The sequence below is a fragment of the Nostoc spongiaeforme FACHB-130 genome, assembly GCF_014698475.1.
Lineage (GTDB): Bacteria > Cyanobacteriota > Cyanobacteriia > Cyanobacteriales > Nostocaceae > Nostoc_B > Nostoc_B spongiaeforme.
This window is the reverse complement of record NZ_JACJTB010000014.1, coordinates 106,526-125,150: the sequence shown is the minus strand read 5'-3', so window position 1 is coordinate 125,150 and position 18,625 is coordinate 106,526. Positions and strand designations below refer to the sequence as shown.

The 18,625-nt window shown below is 39.4% G+C and carries 18 protein-coding genes; 12 read left to right on the top strand and 6 right to left on the bottom strand.

Translation table 11 applies throughout. The features are described 5' to 3' along the window. Positions 1-85 precede the first annotated feature (85 nt). A complete protein-coding gene (locus tag H6G74_RS13310) occupies positions 86-1,732 on the bottom strand; it encodes an iron uptake porin (RefSeq protein WP_190968122.1) in 1,647 nt (548 codons plus the stop codon). 321 nt (positions 1,733-2,053) lie between these two features. Here H6G74_RS13310 and H6G74_RS13305 point away from each other — a divergent pair, with 321 nt between their 5' ends. The 3 genes from H6G74_RS13305 to H6G74_RS13295 all read left to right on the top strand — a co-directional run bounded on the left by H6G74_RS13305 (position 2,054) and on the right by H6G74_RS13295 (position 3,542). Further along, positions 2,054-2,611, top strand: coding sequence for a Uma2 family endonuclease (locus tag H6G74_RS13305; RefSeq protein ID WP_190968121.1), 558 nt, complete (start codon positions 2,054-2,056; stop codon positions 2,609-2,611). 190 nt (positions 2,612-2,801) lie between these two features. Then, positions 2,802-3,026 carry a hypothetical protein gene (locus H6G74_RS13300; protein WP_190968120.1) on the top strand — a complete coding sequence of 75 codons (225 nt, stop codon included), beginning with the start codon at positions 2,802-2,804 and terminating at the stop codon, positions 3,024-3,026. Positions 3,027-3,308: 282 nt separating this feature from the next. Then, positions 3,309-3,542: a hypothetical protein gene (locus H6G74_RS13295; protein ID WP_190968119.1), complete on the top strand. Its 234-nt coding sequence runs from the start codon at positions 3,309-3,311 to the stop codon at positions 3,540-3,542. A 281-nt stretch (positions 3,543-3,823) separates the two neighbouring features. Here the strand turns inward: H6G74_RS13295 and H6G74_RS13290 are convergent, their stop codons facing one another. Next, positions 3,824-4,117: an acylphosphatase gene (locus tag H6G74_RS13290; protein WP_190968118.1), complete on the bottom strand. Its 294-nt coding sequence runs from the start codon at positions 4,115-4,117 to the stop codon at positions 3,824-3,826. A gap of 451 nt (positions 4,118-4,568) precedes the next feature. On the opposite strand from H6G74_RS13290, the gene H6G74_RS13285 reads away from it, so the two are divergent. From H6G74_RS13285 to H6G74_RS13275, 3 genes are all read left to right on the top strand, one after another. Further along, positions 4,569-4,943 carry a DUF1823 family protein gene (locus H6G74_RS13285; RefSeq protein WP_190968117.1) on the top strand — a complete coding sequence of 125 codons (375 nt, stop codon included), beginning with the start codon at positions 4,569-4,571 and terminating at the stop codon, positions 4,941-4,943. 530 nt (positions 4,944-5,473) lie between these two features. Further along, positions 5,474-7,132, top strand: a complete 1,659-nt coding sequence (locus H6G74_RS13280; protein WP_190968116.1) for an alpha-amylase family glycosyl hydrolase — start codon at positions 5,474-5,476, stop codon at positions 7,130-7,132. Between the two features lie 245 nt (positions 7,133-7,377). Continuing rightward, positions 7,378-8,421, top strand: a complete 1,044-nt coding sequence (locus H6G74_RS13275; protein ID WP_190968115.1) for a 3-deoxy-7-phosphoheptulonate synthase — start codon at positions 7,378-7,380, stop codon at positions 8,419-8,421. 163 nt (positions 8,422-8,584) lie between these two features. Here the strand turns inward: H6G74_RS13275 and H6G74_RS13270 are convergent, their stop codons facing one another. After that, entirely contained in the window at positions 8,585-10,495 is a 1,911-nt protein-coding gene (locus H6G74_RS13270) for an ATP-binding protein (RefSeq protein WP_190968114.1), read from the bottom strand. Positions 10,496-10,814: 319 nt separating this feature from the next. Between H6G74_RS13270 and H6G74_RS13265 the strand changes: the two genes are divergently transcribed. Both H6G74_RS13265 and H6G74_RS13260 read left to right on the top strand, forming a co-directional pair. Then, entirely contained in the window at positions 10,815-11,018 is a 204-nt protein-coding gene (locus tag H6G74_RS13265) for a hypothetical protein (protein ID WP_190968113.1), read from the top strand. Between the two features lie 532 nt (positions 11,019-11,550). Beyond that, positions 11,551-12,402 carry a cyanophycinase gene (locus tag H6G74_RS13260; protein ID WP_190968112.1) on the top strand — a complete coding sequence of 284 codons (852 nt, stop codon included), beginning with the start codon at positions 11,551-11,553 and terminating at the stop codon, positions 12,400-12,402. 181 nt (positions 12,403-12,583) lie between these two features. Here the strand turns inward: H6G74_RS13260 and pirA are convergent, their stop codons facing one another. Further along, positions 12,584-12,739 carry an arginine synthesis PII-interacting regulator PirA gene (gene pirA / locus H6G74_RS13255; RefSeq protein WP_190968111.1) on the bottom strand — a complete coding sequence of 52 codons (156 nt, stop codon included), beginning with the start codon at positions 12,737-12,739 and terminating at the stop codon, positions 12,584-12,586. A 111-nt stretch (positions 12,740-12,850) separates the two neighbouring features. Here pirA and H6G74_RS13250 point away from each other — a divergent pair, with 111 nt between their 5' ends. Genes H6G74_RS13250 through H6G74_RS13240 form a run of 3 tightly spaced genes read left to right on the top strand, consistent with a single transcriptional unit; the run spans position 12,851 to position 15,002 of the window. Continuing rightward, a complete protein-coding gene (locus H6G74_RS13250; RefSeq protein ID WP_190968110.1) occupies positions 12,851-13,654 on the top strand; it encodes an SAM hydrolase/SAM-dependent halogenase family protein in 804 nt (267 codons plus the stop codon). A 41-nt stretch (positions 13,655-13,695) separates the two neighbouring features. After that, positions 13,696-14,352 (top strand): DUF2301 domain-containing membrane protein, encoded by a 657-nt coding sequence (locus H6G74_RS13245; RefSeq protein WP_190968109.1) that lies wholly within the window; start codon positions 13,696-13,698, stop codon positions 14,350-14,352. Next, entirely contained in the window at positions 14,352-15,002 is a 651-nt protein-coding gene (locus H6G74_RS13240) for an ElyC/SanA/YdcF family protein (RefSeq protein WP_190968108.1), read from the top strand. Before H6G74_RS13245 ends, H6G74_RS13240 begins: the two co-directional genes overlap by 1 nt. A gap of 78 nt (positions 15,003-15,080) precedes the next feature. On the opposite strand, the gene H6G74_RS13235 is transcribed toward H6G74_RS13240, so the two are convergent. Then, the gene (locus H6G74_RS13235; RefSeq protein ID WP_190968107.1) at positions 15,081-15,800 is read right to left on the bottom strand and encodes a class I SAM-dependent methyltransferase; all 720 of its coding nucleotides are present in this window, start codon (positions 15,798-15,800) and stop codon (positions 15,081-15,083) included. Positions 15,801-16,063: 263 nt separating this feature from the next. On the opposite strand from H6G74_RS13235, the gene H6G74_RS13230 reads away from it, so the two are divergent. Beyond that, entirely contained in the window at positions 16,064-17,455 is a 1,392-nt protein-coding gene (locus H6G74_RS13230; protein ID WP_190968106.1) for a lysophospholipid acyltransferase family protein, read from the top strand. A 12-nt stretch (positions 17,456-17,467) separates the two neighbouring features. On the opposite strand, the gene H6G74_RS13225 is transcribed toward H6G74_RS13230, so the two are convergent. Further along, positions 17,468-18,625 (bottom strand): sensor domain-containing diguanylate cyclase, encoded by a 1,158-nt coding sequence (locus H6G74_RS13225; protein WP_190968105.1) that lies wholly within the window; start codon positions 18,623-18,625, stop codon positions 17,468-17,470.

Here is an 18,625-nt window from a genome sequence, read left to right as displayed (position 1 = left end):
TCGCATTTGCTCAGATACCCGACTTCTTTAAGAAGTCGGGTATCTTGATTTCTAAACAAAAGACACCTTTAACTGATGAAACTTTCTAGAAGGTAAAGGTGGTTCTCAAAGTACCAATGATTGCATCGTCAGCATTAGCAGTTTGACCAGGATTGGTTAACCAAATTACACCAGGGGTAATGGAAATGTTGTCGCTGACGCGGTATTTATAAAAGCCTTCGATGTGGAAAGGATTGCTGTTAGTGTTACTACCAACATAGGGTTGAGCGCCGCCAAAAATGCCTAAAACGTTGCCTTTTTTACCGAAATCAGGCAAAGCTACGCCTAGTCCATAACTCCAAACTTCGCCATCATCGTTAGCGCCAAAGCCTGTAATTTGGCTATAGAGGGCAAAACCACTAATGGAAATTTTATCGCTGGGTCTGAAAGCTGCTTCAAAACCATAGGAGTTACTGACGTAGGGATTACCACTATCGACAAAGTTAGCTTGTCGAGTACCTACCACACCAGTGCTGACTGAGCCAAAATCGAATAAGGCGCTATTTGCACCATGATAGCCGTTAACATAGGTGGCAGCTAAGGTGAGGCGATCGCCAACATTCAAGTTTAATTGTGCTAAGGCTGCATAGTTACCACCAAATAAACCGGAACCGGAACTGGGGCTATTCGCTTCCGAAGCCAAGTAGCCCAAGGTTAATGAAGGTTTAAAAGTACCACCACCACCAAAGGCCAAGTTTAGCGCCGCACCAGCACCGCCGCCGATACGATAAATTGGGCTTTCTCCAGCAAAGGTAGATAACGCACCATTACCACCATCAAAATCTTCAAAGTAGGGGTTGACGGTAGGAACGTAATCGCTATGAATACCGCCAGTAGCCGCAACATAAACTTGCGAGTTACCGACAGGGAAGTAATATGCTAACCAATCGATAAACGCACTATTGCCACTACCAAGGAAAATGTTAAATGTTTGCGTTCCCTCAAAAGTGTCGTTTGCTAAAGGTAAGACACTGGCGTTACCAGTGGCAATCCGAGTATGCAGGATATCTTTACCTGTGAAACTGGTTTGGAAGTCGAGACGCACCCTGTCTTGAAACACAGTGTTGTTGTTGTCGTTGTCGCCAAAGCTATCAGTGACAGCAAAAACAGCTTCACCAACGAGTTTTGTAGTGGTGGAAAATTGATTGGCTTCTAACTCGGCGGTACGTGCTTCTAGTGCGTCTACTCTACCGCGTAAGGTTGCCAGTTCTGCGGAAAATTCTTCTTGCAAACGCTGGAGTGTGGCTAAGTCTTCTTTTGTTACTAAGTCGGCGGTTGCTGTGGCAATCAGTTCATTAACTCTATCTAAACAAGCGTTTAAACCTGCGGCAAATTCATAACGTGTCAAAGCACGATTACCGCGATAAGTACCGTTAGGATAACCCGCAATACATCCGTAGCGTTCAACTAAAGATTGCAATGCTTGGAATGCCCAATCTGTGGGCTGTACGTCAGAAAATTGCGAAACTGATGTGACTTGAGATAGGGAAGTTTGGTTTTTACCTTCTTGGCTGTATTGGTTGACTTGTTCTAAAACTGGACTGGCTTCAGTTGTGGCTTGAGAAATCAACTGCTGCTGAGGTGTGGGTGAGTTGGTTTCAATTTCAGCCGCTACTACTTTGGATGAACATAAAATAGCTACGCCTAAACAGACTGGAGATAATACCAGTGTTTTCCACAATAAATGAGACATGTTCTTTTTTCCTCACACTGTTTTGTTAGAATGACGCGATCGCTGTCTTCTAAATGTATCCCATAATACTTTATTTTCTCTTTTGCTGATTTAGCTGCTATTGTGCTAAAACTTCTCTATTTTTTTATATTTCTCAGTGTAAACTCTTGATTTTGCTTTTTTATCTCAATTATCTCGGCATCAAAAGTATCTTGATTTGTTCAGTAAAAATTAAATTGTTAATTTTTATACATTGTGTATTGAGGCAAGGTCTACCGTTAGGCGATCGCAGATAGACCAGAAAAGACATAATAAACTTAACGCCAAGGAGATGCGATATTTATGACTCAAATCAAATCTCAACTAACACTACAAGAATTCTTCGCCCTACCAGAAGGCGATATTACCTACGAATTAGTGAATGGAGAGGCAAAAGCTAAAATGGCACCAAAAAGATTTCACTCACGTTTAACCTTGGCTTTGACTCAACTTTTAGCGCCGTGGGCAAAAAATCGTGGTGAAGTTGGTATTGAATGGGCAGTAACATTAAAACGCAAAGGTCGAGACTGGGTTCCTGTACCAGACTTACTTTATGTTTCTTACTCTCGTCTAAACAGTGATGTCATTGAAGATGAACCCTGTCCCATTCCCCCAGATTTAGCAATTGAAATTATCTCGCCTGATCAAACTTTTGGTGAAATGAGTGCTAAAGCGACCGACTATCTAGAAGCAGGTGTTTTGAGAGTTTGGGTTGTGGATGCCAAAGCTAAAACAATTACTGTGTTTTATCCTGATACCCACCCACAAACAAAAACTGGTGAAGATAGTCTAGAAGATTCTTTATTAGAAGGACTGCAAATTACACCTGCACTAATTTTTCACCAAGCAGGAATACCATAAATAGCTTGCCTTCAATTTTAAGAATGTAGTGAGAAATACTAATTTATTTTGAGATAAATTCTGGCTCTTCCTCACAAGTTCCTCACATTCCTTGCTTATAAAAGGTTTAGCAAAGATGAGGCAAAGTAAAAATCGCTTAAATTCTCATCAAGTAAACTTTTTTGAAGAAAAAAGAGGGGTAGTAAATCTTATGAGTAAATTCATGTTTCATGATCCCATCAGCCTTGCAGAACAAGCAGAACAACTAGGTAAAAAAGCTGTCAATTTGGGACTGATTCCTTACTTTAGTATTCGTTACTACTCCGATAGCCAAGAATTTTATCTTGGTGAAGAAAACACTGCAAATCCTCTCACACCACCAGAAGCGTACATGAAGTTTAAAAAATTAGTCGAATCTGCATTGTCTCTGGTATAAACCCATCTACGGTAAATTCAAGTTGTTAACTCCCATTATGAAGCGATCAACTTTAGGCGATCGCTTTTTGCTTTTCTATAGCAATTCTAAATAATTTATTAACATCTATCTACCTTGTCTCCTATGTCTACCTTGTCTCTTTGTCTATTTTACTCATATATCAAAATTATAAATAATGTGGTTTTAACTACGCTCTGAGATGGGATAAATCAGATAAACTTTTCAAGGTGAATGTCATTAAATTTTGACTTTCAGAACTTTACAAAACAGGATAAGCTAACTATGAATAGAGATGTAGTCAAAGTCATCTTATGGGAAGAAAGACAAAAAGATTATCTGAAAAAGTTGTATGATTTACAATTTATTCCCCGAATTGGAGAGGAAATTTACATAAACAGGGAAAATTGGAAGGTAACGAGAATTGAACATGATGTAGAAGTTAGTGAAATTAATATCTATATGGAAATAGTCAAAAAATCCAAACCAGAAAAAGAAAAATCACCATCAAACTCATAAATATTTAGTAAATAAGGGTTATTCAGTTCATTTTATGGAACTGAATAATAAATAAAACCTAAAGATAGGCTAGATTTATTACTGTGATTGGGTTGTAATTTTTTGAGCCTCTCTATAAAACTACGGCTTTAATGTTCTACCATACAACTAACGCAAGAACCTGAATTTACAATCATTATCAATCATTTTATTTGACCTTATCGCCCAAAACTTACCATATTTTGGGCGGTTCATCGGGGCTAGGTGCAAGATATGTGCATATATATTCCCACCTTCCCAAACTACTTAACCTCAAACCCCCGCAAGCCTTCTGGTTGTTCATACTCAGTCACTACCCCTTGCACCACAGCCGCAGGTGGCCCAGAATAACACCAGCGAATCATTTCCTCGACAACCTCCCGCGCCCCTTCAAATACCGCTTCTACCCTACTATCAGGAAGATTTCGTACCCAACCAGTTAAACCCAATTGACTGGCGGTATCAACTGTTGCATAACGATAGCCCACTCCTTGAACTCGGCCAGAAATTAAGACATGGGCGCGAATGATTTTTGGTACTTGTGTGGAATCTTGCATAAACTGGTCAATTCTTTACGCTTTCCAGTCTACCTGTTATGTGAATCGAGAACAAAATTTTAATGACACACTCAAGTTTTTGCAGATAACTATTTTATTGAAGAAATCATTTCCTATTCTATTCTATCGGAGGACAAATTTATCTGCGTTCATTTTCTGCAATGGCGATTAAATTTATCTAGCTCCACTTTACCAGCATAGAAATAGCTATAAACACTTTAAGAGTAAGTAAAGATAATGATAAATTATTGTTTGTAAGTTATTAAGCATTTAACTTGCACATTATTAATTGAGAAAAAACTCAATTTCTCTCCTCTGCACCCCTGCGGTCTACACTACACATTAGATGATGGATAGCTTACCTTGTCATAATTTATAGACGACCGCATCCCTAATTACAGACTACCATCTATCAGTTTGTTAATTTTAAAGTTTGAATTCTACCTTGCTTATGTCTAATTTACCACCCTTGAATCCTGATACAATTTTGGGAATCCTCAATGATCAAATTGATGATACAACAGTCAATCAATTAGTTTGGTACTACTTGGGATATCGCTATAATTCCACAACTTATAAATGGGAAAACAACGAAGTTTTACCAGAATGGCGAGATGAATACCCAGAACCACCCAACTTTCTCGCAAGTCGTCCAGCCACTATGAAGTTAACACGTTCAATTCCCACAGAATACAAGCAAAGTCTCAAAGAAAAGCTAGGTTTTAAAGGTTACAAAATTGGGGAATTTACACCCAGAGAAACACGCAGAGCCACAGCCGCCAATTGGTTATTAAGTTATTGGCGACAACAAAATCCCGAATTATAATCATCGGGAAATTTTGATATACCAATCCTAAATTATTCATCAACTACAAGATACCTGAATTATTGAATAAATCGGGTATCTAGTATTAAAGGTAGGTTGGATGAAGTGAAGCGTAAACCAACAAAATCCTAATACTAAGTTGCAGTCAAAGATAGTAACCTGGGGTGGGAGTAGGAAGTAGGGAGTAGGAATACGTCTGAAAGCCACTTAGTATAAAAATGTTGGGTTCCAATGCGTTACACCCAACCTACAATTTTTTTACCTGTATTTCAAAAATCAAATATAAATCGTATATATACAAAACTAATTGCACATATTTAATAAAATCTATCGAATGATAGTAGATAGCTGATAATGTCTAAATATTCAGCATTGATTGCAATTAAACCCTAAAAAACACCCATTTAGATATTAACTAGTCTCTCTACAGATAGAGGAGAGATTATTTAATTATTTCTGTAGACCGATTTGCAAATTGATTAATTATCAGGAAAATACTGATATTCACTGTATATACTTGAAAAATTTTTATGGCTAATCCCATTGAATTTAGTTTATTTGCACCTTATAACGAAGGCGCTGCATTAATAGGTTCTTTTTCTGATTGGCAAGAAATTCCAATGGAAAAGGGTGAAGATGGTTATTTTCGTACAACTGTAGAACTAGAAGATGGGGTTTATAAATATAAATTCCGTGTACAGTCAAAATCATGGTTTTTTGAAGCAGATCAGTGGGTAGATGTTACAGACCCTTATGCAACCGATATTGACGAAATTGGCGGTAAAGATAATAGTGTAATTCGCATTAAAGATGGACAAAAAATTGTTGATACTTATGTCTGGCATCATGATGATAAACCTTTACCAGCAGACCATGAATTAGTGATTTATGAATTACACGTCGGTGATTTTTCTGGTGGTGAAGATGACCCTTATGCTAGAGGAAAATATAAACACGTTATTGAAAAGTTAGATTATTTGTGTGATTTAGGCATTAACGCTATTGAATTACTACCTGTTAAAGAATATCCCGGTGATTATAGTTGGGGTTATAACCCAAGATATTTTTTTGCAACTGAATCTAGTTATGGTTCTACAGATGAGTTAAAAAAACTAATTGACGAATGTCATAGTCGGGGAATACGGTTGATTATGGATGGGATTTATAATCACTCAGAATCTTCTAGCCCTTTAACCCAAATAGACCATGATTATTGGTATCATCATGCACCGCGCGACCCTGATAATAGCTGGGGGCCAGAATTTAATTATGAACTTTATGATGAGAATTTAGAGACTTATCCCGCCCGCAAATTTATTGGCGATACAGTTCGTTTTTGGATTGAAGAATATCATATAGATGGCATTCGCTACGATGCAGCCAGACAAATTGCCAATTACGATTTTATGCACTGGATAGTTCAAGAAGCAAAAAAAACTGCTGGTGCGAAACCTTTTTATAATATTGCCGAACACATCCCGGAAACAACCAGTATTACTAATGTTGATGGCCCAATGGATGGTTGTTGGCATGATAGCTTTATGCACACAGTTACAGCACATATTTGCGGTGACAGGTTTGAATTAGAAAACCTCAAAGATGTGATTGATCCGAAACGTCAAGGCTTTATGGGTGCGACTAATGTTGTTAATTATCTCACCAACCATGACCACAATCGGGTAATGGTTGAGTTAGGTAATCGAAATATTTTTGATGAAGAAGCTTTTAGGCGCATCAAATTAGGTGTAGCTATTTTGATGACAGCTGTGGGTGTACCTTTAGTGTGGATGGGTCAAGAGTTTGGCGAATATAAACCTAAAACCCAAGAGTCATCGAAAATTGACTGGACACTACTAGGTAATGACTTAAACAGTGGTTTATTTAATTACTACAAAGGCTTGATTCATCTACGCAAAAATAACCATGCTTTGTATACTGAAAATATTGATTTTATCCACGAAAATTCTGACACTAAAGTGTTGGCTTATAGTCGGTGGAATGATGAAGGTTCCCGTGTAGTTGTGGTAGCAAATTTTTCGGAAAACTTTTTAGGTGGCTATCACGTTCCTAACTTCCCTTGTAGCGGTAATTGGCACGAGTGGACAGGAAATTATGATGTAGAAGCTGGCGATGATGGAATTATGACTGATCTTGGCCCTTATGAGGCTAAGGTATTTGTCTGGCAATAACAAGATTCTCTGACATTGAGTTAGGCGTAAAGGGGGCGATATTTGCCCCTTTTTTATTAATGGGGAGAATTGGGGCGATCGCCCCAATTCTCCCTGTTACCAATTACAGTTAAACTATCAATAGACTCAGGAATAAAGTCTGTTTAAATAAAAATTAAGTCAGAGATTGTTGTGCTTTTGACCTAAAATGTGTATATTACTTTTCTCTCAAGTAACGAGAGCATTCAAATCTCCAGATCGTCTCCATGCACAACAAATTATCTAACACTAACATTAAAAGTTCCCATATCTTATTAACGCCTCACGACGTTAAGACAAGATTGCCAATTACGAAATCGGCAGAACATACAGTATTAAAATATAGACAAGAACTAGAAAATATTTTAGATTTTCAAGATAGTAGAAAATTTATTGTAGTTGGGCCATGTTCTATCCATGATACCAAAGCAGCGATAGAGTATGCCGAAAAATTGAAAGTTTTAGCAGATCAAGTCAAAGATAAACTCTTGTTAATTATGAGAGTTTACTTTGAAAAGCCGCGAACAACAGTAGGCTGGAAAGGTTTGATTAATGATCCTGATATGGATGATTCTTTCCATGTCGAAAAAGGTTTATTAACCGCCAGAAGCTTGCTATTAAAAATTACTGAATTAGAATTACCTGCCGGTACTGAAGCCTTAGACCCAATCATCCCCCAATATATTAGTGAGTTAATTACCTGGTCTGCTATTGGGGCGAGAACCACAGAATCGCAAACGCACCGGGAAATGTCTAGCGGACTTTCTATGCCTGTAGGTTTTAAAAATGGTACGGATGGTAACATTCAAGTGGCTTTAAATGCCTTACATTCAGCGAAAAGTCCCCATAACTTTTTAGGGATTAATCATAAAGGACAAGTTAGTGTCTTTCAAACTAGAGGTAATCCTTACGGTCATGTGATTTTAAGGGGTGGAAATCAGCCCAATTACGATGCTGCTAATGTCAAATTAGTAGAACAAAATTTAAAAGATTCTAATTTACCACCGAGAATTGTGATTGACTGTAGTCATGGCAATACTAATAAAGACTACAGATTACAATCTCAGGTATTTGAAGACGTGATTCAGCAAATTGTTGATGGTAATACATCTATTGTGGGAATGATGTTGGAATCACATTTATATGAAGGCAATCAACCATTAAATTGCAAACCAGAAGAATTAAAATATGGTGTTTCTGTAACCGATAAATGTATTGGTTGGGAAGAAACAGAAAGAATTATTTTGGCAGCCCACGCCAGATTGAGGTAGTAGGTGTCATATATAGCAGGAGGCAGGAGGTAAAAGTCTGATTATGTATGGCATTCGTGATTTTTAAATGTCCTCACCTATACTTCGAGTGCTTTATTTAAATTGCATAATCAGGGCGGGCAAGATGCCTACCCTGGTTATGCAAACTCAAGATGGTTTCAACTTACAAAATGGTGCTAATTTCTTTCAAGTAAACTCTGGTAAATGGTTCATTGTCTCCCAAGGTGTAGTCTTCAATTAATCCCTTACGTTTAATCGAAACATCATTGCCTTTTTTAATTACCACTGTGGAACCATCAACCAAATCACGCACTAACATCATTTCAGTTTCAGTGGGGTTATCTAAGATCACAATGTTGCTGCCTTGATAAAACATTCCTTCAGTATCTAAAATTTCTGATTCATATTCTGCAATTAACAAATCAAGTTTGGGATTCCGCAGTAAACTTTGAATATTGCTGTTGTAATCTGGACGCAGAACTTTTTGGGAGCGATTAATAAAAACAGCTTCCCGACATACAGCACCTATTGTCCATTCAGGATGTTGTGACAAAATATGGTCAATTGTGGTTTGTAGTTCTTGAACTGAGATTTTGTTCAAGGTAATAGTAGGAATCCTGGCATCAATTCCCGATGCAAAAAAAGTTTCGAGGATGCGAGAAGGAACATCAACACTTTCACCTACGGCTGGGTTAAGGTGCATCAAAATACCGGGTGCAGCATTAATTTCTAAGATGGCAAAGTTACCTTTTTTCCAAGATTCGGCTAAGTCTTCGGTAATGACATCAATACCGAGACAAGTTAGGCGAAAATGTTGGGCAATGTCTTGCGCTAAGATAATATTATCGTCATGAATTGTGTGGGTAGCATTGATGCTCACACCACCAGCCGAAAGATTAGCTACTTTCCGCAGATAGACAGTTTTACCTTTTTCGAGGACACTTTTTAAAGACAACCTCTGTTCTTCCAAATATAGTTCCATCGCCTCATCAATTTGAATTTTGCTCATTGCTGAGGTTGGTGAGTCTAAACGTTCTGGTTTGCGATTTTCTTGCCGAATTAATTCGTGAATGGTGGAGTAACCATCGCCAGTGACGGATGCGGGACGGCGTTCTGTAGCTGCAACAAATTTACCGTTAACACACAGCAAGCGAAAATCTTTCCCAGCAATGCTTTTTTCGACAATTATCCGCGTGGGTTGATTTTCTGGAATGGCGGTTAAGGCGCGATCGTAAGCTGATTCTAACTCGTAGGAGTCTTGTACGGCTGCGGTGACACCAATTCCTTTGTGACCAACTACTGGTTTGACGGCGACGGGGTAGCTAATTTCTCTAGCTACTATCAAAGCTTCTTTTTCACTAGCGACGATTTCACCTTGGGGAACTGGGAAGCCTAAGTTACCTAAGAAGTCTTTGCAGTCGTCTTTGCGGGTGGTGAAGTCAGAATCTATATGGCTATCACAGTCAAAGGTTGTGGCGACACCCCGGACTTGTTTTTTTCCCCAGCCGTATTGCATTAATCCTTCATCCCAAAGATAAAAGGTGGGGATACCTTTTTCATCGGCGGTGCGTAACAAGGCGTAAACGGTGGGGCCACCATAAACAGACTCGCGGAATCTACGTTGTAAATTTACTAGCTGCTCGTCAAACAGAAAATCTTCATCTTGGCTGATGGCTTCAAACCAATCCCAAACGCAATAAATTACGGCTCTGGTTGTGCGGGGATGCAGTGATTGAATACTAATGCGGGTAAATTTGTCCTCTGGCTTCACATTGAAGTGGCTCAGGTGCAAATCCATTTCCAGCTTTCCCACTTCTGAAGCGGTGCGAGCAAACAAATGAGCATAAGATTCATAAGTTTGATTGCCTAGAAGGGGATAGCGATCGCTAATTTTTTTAACATAGTCTTCAATGGGCAAAGGTTCTCTATACCCAGTCAGCGCAAAATCAAATACTAGTGCGCCTCTATCTAAATAGGGGTTCGGCCCGGCATAATGCTGGAAGTTGAAAACATCAAACACATCTGTTCTTCTGGCATTCACACGGACTACATTGGTGATTTTTTCTTGAATCATTGATTCTCAACCTTTGCTAAACACCCTGAAATTTCAACTTTAATTTGTGGTTGCTTAGACTCAATCAATTATTGTAAATTGATTCAAATTAGCTTAGGCAATCTGTAACTTTCTTCTTAACTTTGTTAATTTCACCCTAAATCGATTTATTAAGTATTTTCAACTATCTCAGGGCATAAATAAATTTCTCTGGGTTTGACTCAAATCCATAGGATTCTACACGCAATTGGTCAAGATAAAAATATAACCTTTGAAGGGTGATTTTTGATTCAGAAAAATATTATAAGTAGAAAAATAGGGTTAGAGGAGACAGCCAAACATGAATAGCACAAAAGCTGCTCTCAGAGATGAAGTTAGACAACTCGCCGAGGAAGCTTTTCACTTAAAACTGATTTCTGGCTATGGTGATGGCCCAGATATCAACGAATTCCAAATTGTCTATCAGGGTAAACCACGACATTTACCTCTGGAACAAGCACGTTTATTTTTAGTTAACTTACTTTACAAAATTCGTCCGCAGTAGCAATTTCCCTGGATATTTGTGGATAATAATCCCCACATTTATCATTTCAGGGCAATCACAAAAGCCTGTTAGATAAGAGTGATATTATACATTCTTAATATATTAGTAATTGGTAATTCTGCTAAATAAATTACCAATTAATACTATGCTTTTCTATCTTTTTGGGTCTTATACAAATTCTATAATAGCATATAAACCCCTCAGACTGAAGTCTGGGGCTATACAAACAAAGCCTGCCTTTGCAGGCTAATTATATGCTTCTTCATATCGATTTGGTATTAGTGCTGTGGCAGTTTTTATGATGAGCATTGAGGGACTTGCCTTGAGCGTAGTCGAAAGGAGTCGAAATGCGTCTTCTAGATAATTATGTCCACCTCCTTATTCATGAGATTTAGGTATACATAAATTTATACAAATTTTAGTTTCTCCTATTAAAAATTAATCTACCGAAGGACTGATTGGATTGTCGTAATTGTCATGTTTTATTGAAATTAATTAAATTAATTCTTAATCCGGTTATACGGGAGGCATTATGACAGAGGCTACACATAAACGCCAGTTGGTAATTATTGGCGGCGCAGAAGATAAAGAAGGCGATTGCGTGATTCTGCGAGAATTTGTCCGTCGGGCTGGGGGTACAAAAGCCAATATTATAATTATGACAGCCGCCACAGAACTACCTAGAGAGGTGGGCGAAAATTACATTCGAGTTTTTGAACGCTTAGGTGCAGAAAAGGTGCGGATTGTTGATACCGAAACTCGTGAAGATGCTTCTTCTTCGACTGCTTTAGAAGCAATTAGTAAAGCGACTGGGATATTTTTTACTGGTGGAGACCAAGCCAGAATTACCAGCATTCTCAAGGATACCGAAATTGATGCGGCGATTCACAAACGTTATGCGGAAGGTGCGGTAATCGCCGGGACTAGTGCTGGTGCGGCTGTGATGCCCGATAAAATGATTGTTGAGGGTGATTCTCAAAGTACACCACGGATGGAAATTGTGGAAATGGGGCCTGGTCTTGGTTTTCTCCCAGGAGTGGTGATTGACCAACATTTCTTGCAACGGGGACGCTTAGGAAGATTAATTACAGCTTTAGTCCGTGAACCTGCGGTGTTAGGATTTGGCATTGATGAGAATACAGCGATCGCAATAACTGATGACCAAATCGAAATCATTGGTGAAGGTTCGGTCACAATTGTGGATGAATCTGATTCCACATATAACAACGCAGATCAAATTCTCCGTGATGAACCTTTAGCAATTTGCGGTGCGAAGCTACACATTTTGCCGCATGGTTATAAATTTAACTTAAAGACGCGGCAAGCAATTTTGACTAATGGTGTTGTTGCTAGTGAAGCGGTGAATGAGTCTGTAGCGGTATAGAAGTAAAGGGGTGTAAGGGTTTTGAACACCTACACCCTGATTTCAACCCTTAATTTTGCTTATAGATTTTGAAGCAATACACAATATTTCGCCAACAGTATCACTACTCAACAAAAAACCCGCCGAAGCGGGGATTTCCACACAACAAAACTATAAACAGTCAACTCTTGTTTTCCCAGACTTAGCCGAGATATCTCATTTCGGCTTCTAGTTGATGAATTAGCTTTTCGTTACCTTGGGCTTTGGCTACTTCTAAGCGGTGTTCCAAGCTTTTTCTCAGGTTTTGTCTGTGAGCTTCTTTAGCTTGTCTCATAGCCTGTAGTCTATTTTGATTCATAGTTATTTCCCTCTTTATGCTTTTTTCTGTTTAGTATTGCTAATATAGCACAGGTTTTGTAGCTGTTGCTACAGAAATTAATATCTTAATATATGTGAATATTGTAAATTTATGGCGGACAAGGCAATAAGTACCCGATCGCACCTGACATTACTCAGCGATTTTGGCGATCGCGATGTTTATGTCGGGGTGATGAAAGGTATAATTGATCAAATAAACCCAGAAATCAGGGTTATCGACTTAACGCATCAAATTCCGCCACAAAATATTGTTGCTGCTAGATTTTGCTTGATGAATGCTTATCCCTACTTTCCTGATGGGACAGTACATATAGCAGTGGTAGATCCGGGGGTAGGTGGAAATCGGAGAGCGATCGCAGTAGAATTTGCTGGTGGGTTTTTAGTCGGCCCCGATAATGGCATATTTAGCGGTGTACTCAGTCAAACTCCCGCAGTCGCAGCCGTAGAACTGACAAACCCAGACTACTGGTTAACTCCCCAACCTAGCCGCACTTTTCATGGTAGAGATATTTTTGCACCCGTGGGAGCTAATTTGGCTAGTGGCGTTCCCTTGAACTATTTGGGAAAAGAAATCAATCCCACAACTTTGTTACAGCTAGGCATGGGCAAATGTCAAACAACTAGCCGTGGTGTGTTGGGACATATTCAATATATAGATCACTTTGGCAATTTAATCAGCAATATTCATCAAAGTTGCGTGGAAGGTAAAACTTGGTATGTGCAGATTGCGGGGTTGACAATACCAGGATGTGAAACTTACAGTAATTGCCAAGTTGGTGAAGCTGTTGCCTTAGTTGGTAGTCACGGCTGGGTAGAAATCGCTATCAATGGCGGTAATGCACATTCACAGTTGCAAATTAGTTACCAAGATACTTTAGAGGTGATTAATTATTAGACTAGAAACTGAGATTACTGCTAACTTATCACAATTGTTATATGACTACGCAAACTGTATCACCATCACCAGTTTATCAAGGGCAATTTGGCGAATTTACGATTGATCAAAGCGATCGCACTGGTGTAATTATCTATCGTACTGCGTTAATGGTAGCGGCACTCAGCTTTGCTGCGGGGACTGTTTTGGCATTGTTCTACAATAACCCGACTACCATCCAAGCAATTACCCCTTTATATACCTGCTTTAGTTTAGCTCTCGGTGTGAGTTTGTTGACTATTCATATTTATATGGTTTTGCTGCACCGAGTTTTACAAATTTTTTGGTTAATTGGGAGTATTTCTGCGTTTATTTTTGCTCATTTTGATAGTCAACCTTTTGCTGTGACTATCTACACAAACCCATTAACTATTTTAGGTGTGGGTTTTACTTTTGCAGCCTTAACAGGCATTTATTTTAAAGAAGCTTTTTGTTTTAATCGATTGGAAACAAAAGTCTTAACTTTCACAGTTCCCTTGCTTTTATTAGGACATTTGGTCGGAATTTTACCAGTTCAAGTAGAACAAATTTTGTTAGGAATTTGGGCAACTTTATTTTTAGTTTTTGCTTTGCGGAAAACTGTGCAAGCAATTCCCGCCGATATTGGGGATAAATCTGTATTTGCTTATTTAAAAGCCCAACGTTCAGCTAAGGTTTAATGTGGTTAATCAAACGTCAAGAAATTTGGACTCTTACGGCGCAGGGGTGGGCGTTATGTCTGGCTGTTTTAGCTAGTAATCTATTCTTTATAATTCGGAATTTACACTCATTTCTCGCCGTAACTGCTCCCATTAAATCAGCAGATACACTCGTTATTGATGGCTGGATATGTGATTATGCTTTAGAACAAGCAGCCGGAGAATTTAAAAGTGGTTCCTATCGCCAAATTATTACTATTGGCTCAAAAGTAGAACAAGGATTTTATCTGGCGGAATATCAGAATTTTGCCGAAATTGCAGCTTTGACATTGGCTAAGTTGGGTGTTCCGCCAGATAAATTGATTATTGTACCTACGCCGAGTGCGGCTAAAGATAGAACTAATGCTTCTGCTGCGGCATTATTGCAATATATATCGGAGAAAAATTTACCAATTGAGTCAATTAATTTGTTGACAATTGATGCTCATGGGCGAAGAAGTTGGTTGATATTTAGAAATATATTTGCTCCCAAAATTCAAGTCGGAATTATCTCGGCTAAAACTAAAAACTATGATCCGCAAAAATGGTGGAGTTCTAGCGAAGGTGTGCGGGTAGTTATTAGTGAAGCGATCGCTTATGTGTATGCTAAGTTGGTAAGCTGGAAGTTGTAAGAGGGGATGAGGAGACAAGGGAGACAAGGGGGACAAGGAAGCAAGATTTCTACCTTGTCTCTACCCCCACTCAGCACTTTAAAACTTGACTTTATATAATTCAAATAATTCGCCTGATTGCTGTGCAACTAGTTTACCACCGGCGGCTTTGATGATTTTTTCCCACTCAGCTAGAGGTTCTAAAAATACTTCTGCACCTAAATAAGTTTCTAATACCGCCCAGTCTTCTGCTAGAGGTTGTTGGGGGTTGAGGACATCAAAGACAAAATGTCCCCCAGATTTTAAAACTCGTTGGACTTCTCCTAAAACAATATTCCAGTATTCCAGGGGATAATAGCAACTAAATCCCGTAGCGATCGCTAAATCAAATTGATTTAAGGCATAATTTAAACGGTGCGCTCCACCCAACTCTACACCTTTGAATAGTTTGGAGTTTAGCTGAGAACCGCGAGAATTAAGTGTATCTCGCGCGATGCTACTAATTTCTTGACCATAGAAAAATGCTTGCCAATCACGCCAAGGATAAATCAAAAAACTGACACCGCAACCAATATCTAAACAATGTTGATTTTTCTGGGGTTGAGCAATTTCCCAAAACGAAGAAACAGCCCTCCCTGCTAAAATACCTGCTTGCCATTCTTGATATATTGGCAAAGCTTGTACCTCTGGTGGTAGTTCAAAAGTTTGATTTTGATATTGGCGGTTGAAGCGATAAGCTACTTGGTTAGTTCTTTCCTGCCATTTATCTGAGTGGGGACTGTTGTTGAATGGAAAACTAAGAGACGGTTTTTTAGACATAAGGCTTCACGGCTGTTGAGTGTGAGTTCCAGTAGTCTGCCAAGATAACTTTGCGTGGTGGCAAGCTTCGGAGCAGGGAGCAGGGAGCAGAGGGGAAAGATTCTCTCCCTTGCACCCTGCCCCCTGCACCCCTGCTAAGTCTACACGGCAATGTTCGGTTGGTGAACTACTAGGTTGGGGTTGGTAAAGATTTATGCGATCGCCCAAGACATAACCTAAAGTTCATATTGTACAATCGCAAAAAACATCATCTGGAGAACAGCTTGCCTAAATCGATACACTCCACTCAACCACCATTAAAATTTATTCCCCAAAATTTTAACCCGCTAATACTCCAGATGATGCGGTGGTGCTTGCCATTTATCCTGCGGTTTCGCACTCGACCTTGGTTAACGGCTGGTGTGGTTAAAATCGAAGCGGAGAATGCAGAGATATTAGCTGAACTATATCAACAATTCCAAGCAGGCAAAATCCGCTTTTTGATAGCATTTCGTCACCCAGAAGTCGAAGATCCCTTATGTATGCTGTATCTGCTGTCACGCTTAGTTCCCAAAGCAGCACGTCAGCATCAGATTAACTTACAAGAACCAATTCATAGCCACTTTATGTATGAACGAGGAATGACTTTATGGGCGGGAAACTGGCTGGGTTGGTTATTTTCTCGTGTGGGGGGTGTTTCTGTGCGGCGGGGGAGACGAGTTGACAAGCTGGCTATTCAAACAGCGCGAGATTTATTTGCGAATGGGAAAATACCGATCGCCGTTGCACCAGAAGGTGGTACAAATGGTCATAGTGGCATCGTTAGTCCTTTAGAACCGGGTGTAGCGCAATTAGGTTTTTGGTGTGTGGAAGACTTGCAAAAAAGCGATCGCCCTGAAACAGTATTCATAGTACCAGTTGCCATTCAATATCGTTACGTCCAGCCACCTTGGGCAAAAATAAACTGGTTATTAAGTAAATTAGAAGCTGATAGTGGTTTAACAGTCCAGTCAATTTCGCCGTCGCAAATTGACAACCCGTCCGAAATTTATCATCAACGCATTTGTCGCCTGGGTGAACATCTCATCACCGAGATGGAAGAATTTTATCGCCGCTTTTATCATCAAGATTTACCCCAAATCCCAAATCAACCATTTATTACTCGACTACATCGTTTATTAGATACTGGCTTAAAAATTGCCGAACAATATTTTGGGATTTCCGCCCAGGGAAACTTTATTGATAGATGTCGGCGTTTAGAAGAAGCTGGTTGGAATTACATTTATCGAGACGACATTCCTGATATTAATAACCTACCACCCTTAAAACGCGGACTAGCTGATTGGATTGCCGAAGAAGCCGACTTACGAATGCAGCACATGAGAATAGTCGAAAGTTTTGTCGCCATTACCGAAAACTATCTCAAAGAACAACCAAGTAGCGATCGCTTCGCTGAGACTGCATTATTAATGTATGATATGCTGACACGCATTCAAAACTCCACACTACCAGGAAGACCGCGTTTAGGTTTACGCCAAGTAAAAATTACTGTCGGTGAACCAATATCCGTTACCGAACGCTGGGAAAAGTCCCAAAATAACCGTCACGCAGCCAGACAAGCAGCAAGTAATTTAACCAAAGACTTGCAAACAGCATTAGAAAATTTGATTAACTAAGCTAATCGTCATTTAAATTGCGTCAGTTCCTGTACTTTTTCCGAGTTTTTTGAACCGCTTGCACTCATACATTTTCATATCTGCAAGGGTGATGAGTTGGTCTAAAGGAAGGGGTTGATGAGGATCATAGGCTTGAAAACCCACACTCATCGACAGTTGAAATGGTTGGTTTTGACTATGATTGTATTCCTTGATGGCTGTTTGCAATCGCTGTTGAATTACTTCCGAACTGGGATCTCGTCCTTGTAGCAGCACAACAAATTCATCACCTCCCAATCTGGCTAAAATATCGGACTCACGAAAAGTATTTTTGAGCAAATCCGCCGCCGCGATGATTGCATTATCACCAATTTCATGTCCTAAAGTGTCATTAATGGTTTTGAGTCCATCCAAATCAATAAATAGTAAGCCAGTGGGAATTTGCGATCGCTGAATTTGTTTTAATTGCTGTTGTGCCAAAATTACAAAGCCACGCCGATTGTACAATCCTGTTAACTCATCAGTAATAGAAAGACGACGGATTTCGGCTTCTGCGGCTTTGCGATCGCTAATTTCTTGTTGGAGATGGGTATTAATTGCGGCTAAAGCCGCAGTGCGATCATATACTCGCTGTTCTAATTCTGCGTATACTTGCACATTTTCCATTGCTACGGCTGTAGTATCTGCTAAAGCCTGTAATAACTTGACTTCTTCGGGGGTCGGCTGATGAAAATTTGCCCAATAAATACCGATGGCACCAATCGGATCAAATGTGCGAATTGGCACCATCACCATACTTTTTACAAAAGTAGGTTGATAGGCTACATGAGGAACCCGGAGATCACTATAAACATCACTAATAACTGCTGGTTGACGGTTTAACATTGCCCAACCGCCAAGGCAGATATTCATTGGGAATCGCTGACCTTTCCACAAAGGAGCGATCGCATCCTCATCAACGTAATAGCAATAACCATTGTCTCGTAAAATAAAACTAGCTCCATCAGACCCAGTGATTTGCCGCGCCGCTACTCTCACGATTTCAATAATGCGCTCTAAATTATGGGCGAGGGATAAATCTTGAACTACTACCAATAAATTTTCCATTGCTCGTAAATATACTTGGGTCGAAGTATCTTTAATATCTATAACCAGTGAACAATGTAGCGGCGATTCAACCTTTTTAGTCAT

Coding starts and splice junctions, on each gene's coding strand:
- H6G74_RS13310 (WP_190968122.1), bottom strand. CDS start 1,732: ATGTCTCATTTATTGTGGAAAACACTGGTATTATCTCCAGTCTGTTTA.
- H6G74_RS13305 (WP_190968121.1), top strand. CDS start 2,054: ATGACTCAAATCAAATCTCAACTAACACTACAAGAATTCTTCGCCCTA.
- H6G74_RS13300 (WP_190968120.1), top strand. CDS start 2,802: ATGAGTAAATTCATGTTTCATGATCCCATCAGCCTTGCAGAACAAGCA.
- H6G74_RS13295 (WP_190968119.1), top strand. CDS start 3,309: ATGAATAGAGATGTAGTCAAAGTCATCTTATGGGAAGAAAGACAAAAA.
- H6G74_RS13290 (WP_190968118.1), bottom strand. CDS start 4,117: ATGCAAGATTCCACACAAGTACCAAAAATCATTCGCGCCCATGTCTTA.
- H6G74_RS13285 (WP_190968117.1), top strand. CDS start 4,569: ATGTCTAATTTACCACCCTTGAATCCTGATACAATTTTGGGAATCCTC.
- H6G74_RS13280 (WP_190968116.1), top strand. CDS start 5,474: ATGGCTAATCCCATTGAATTTAGTTTATTTGCACCTTATAACGAAGGC.
- H6G74_RS13275 (WP_190968115.1), top strand. CDS start 7,378: ATGCACAACAAATTATCTAACACTAACATTAAAAGTTCCCATATCTTA.
- H6G74_RS13270 (WP_190968114.1), bottom strand. CDS start 10,495: ATGATTCAAGAAAAAATCACCAATGTAGTCCGTGTGAATGCCAGAAGA.
- H6G74_RS13265 (WP_190968113.1), top strand. CDS start 10,815: ATGAATAGCACAAAAGCTGCTCTCAGAGATGAAGTTAGACAACTCGCC.
- H6G74_RS13260 (WP_190968112.1), top strand. CDS start 11,551: ATGACAGAGGCTACACATAAACGCCAGTTGGTAATTATTGGCGGCGCA.
- pirA (WP_190968111.1), bottom strand. CDS start 12,739: ATGAATCAAAATAGACTACAGGCTATGAGACAAGCTAAAGAAGCTCAC.
- H6G74_RS13250 (WP_190968110.1), top strand. CDS start 12,851: ATGGCGGACAAGGCAATAAGTACCCGATCGCACCTGACATTACTCAGC.
- H6G74_RS13245 (WP_190968109.1), top strand. CDS start 13,696: ATGACTACGCAAACTGTATCACCATCACCAGTTTATCAAGGGCAATTT.
- H6G74_RS13240 (WP_190968108.1), top strand. CDS start 14,352: ATGTGGTTAATCAAACGTCAAGAAATTTGGACTCTTACGGCGCAGGGG.
- H6G74_RS13235 (WP_190968107.1), bottom strand. CDS start 15,800: ATGTCTAAAAAACCGTCTCTTAGTTTTCCATTCAACAACAGTCCCCAC.
- H6G74_RS13225 (WP_190968105.1), bottom strand. CDS start 18,625: ATGACTAAAAAGGTTGAATCGCCGCTACATTGTTCACTGGTTATAGAT.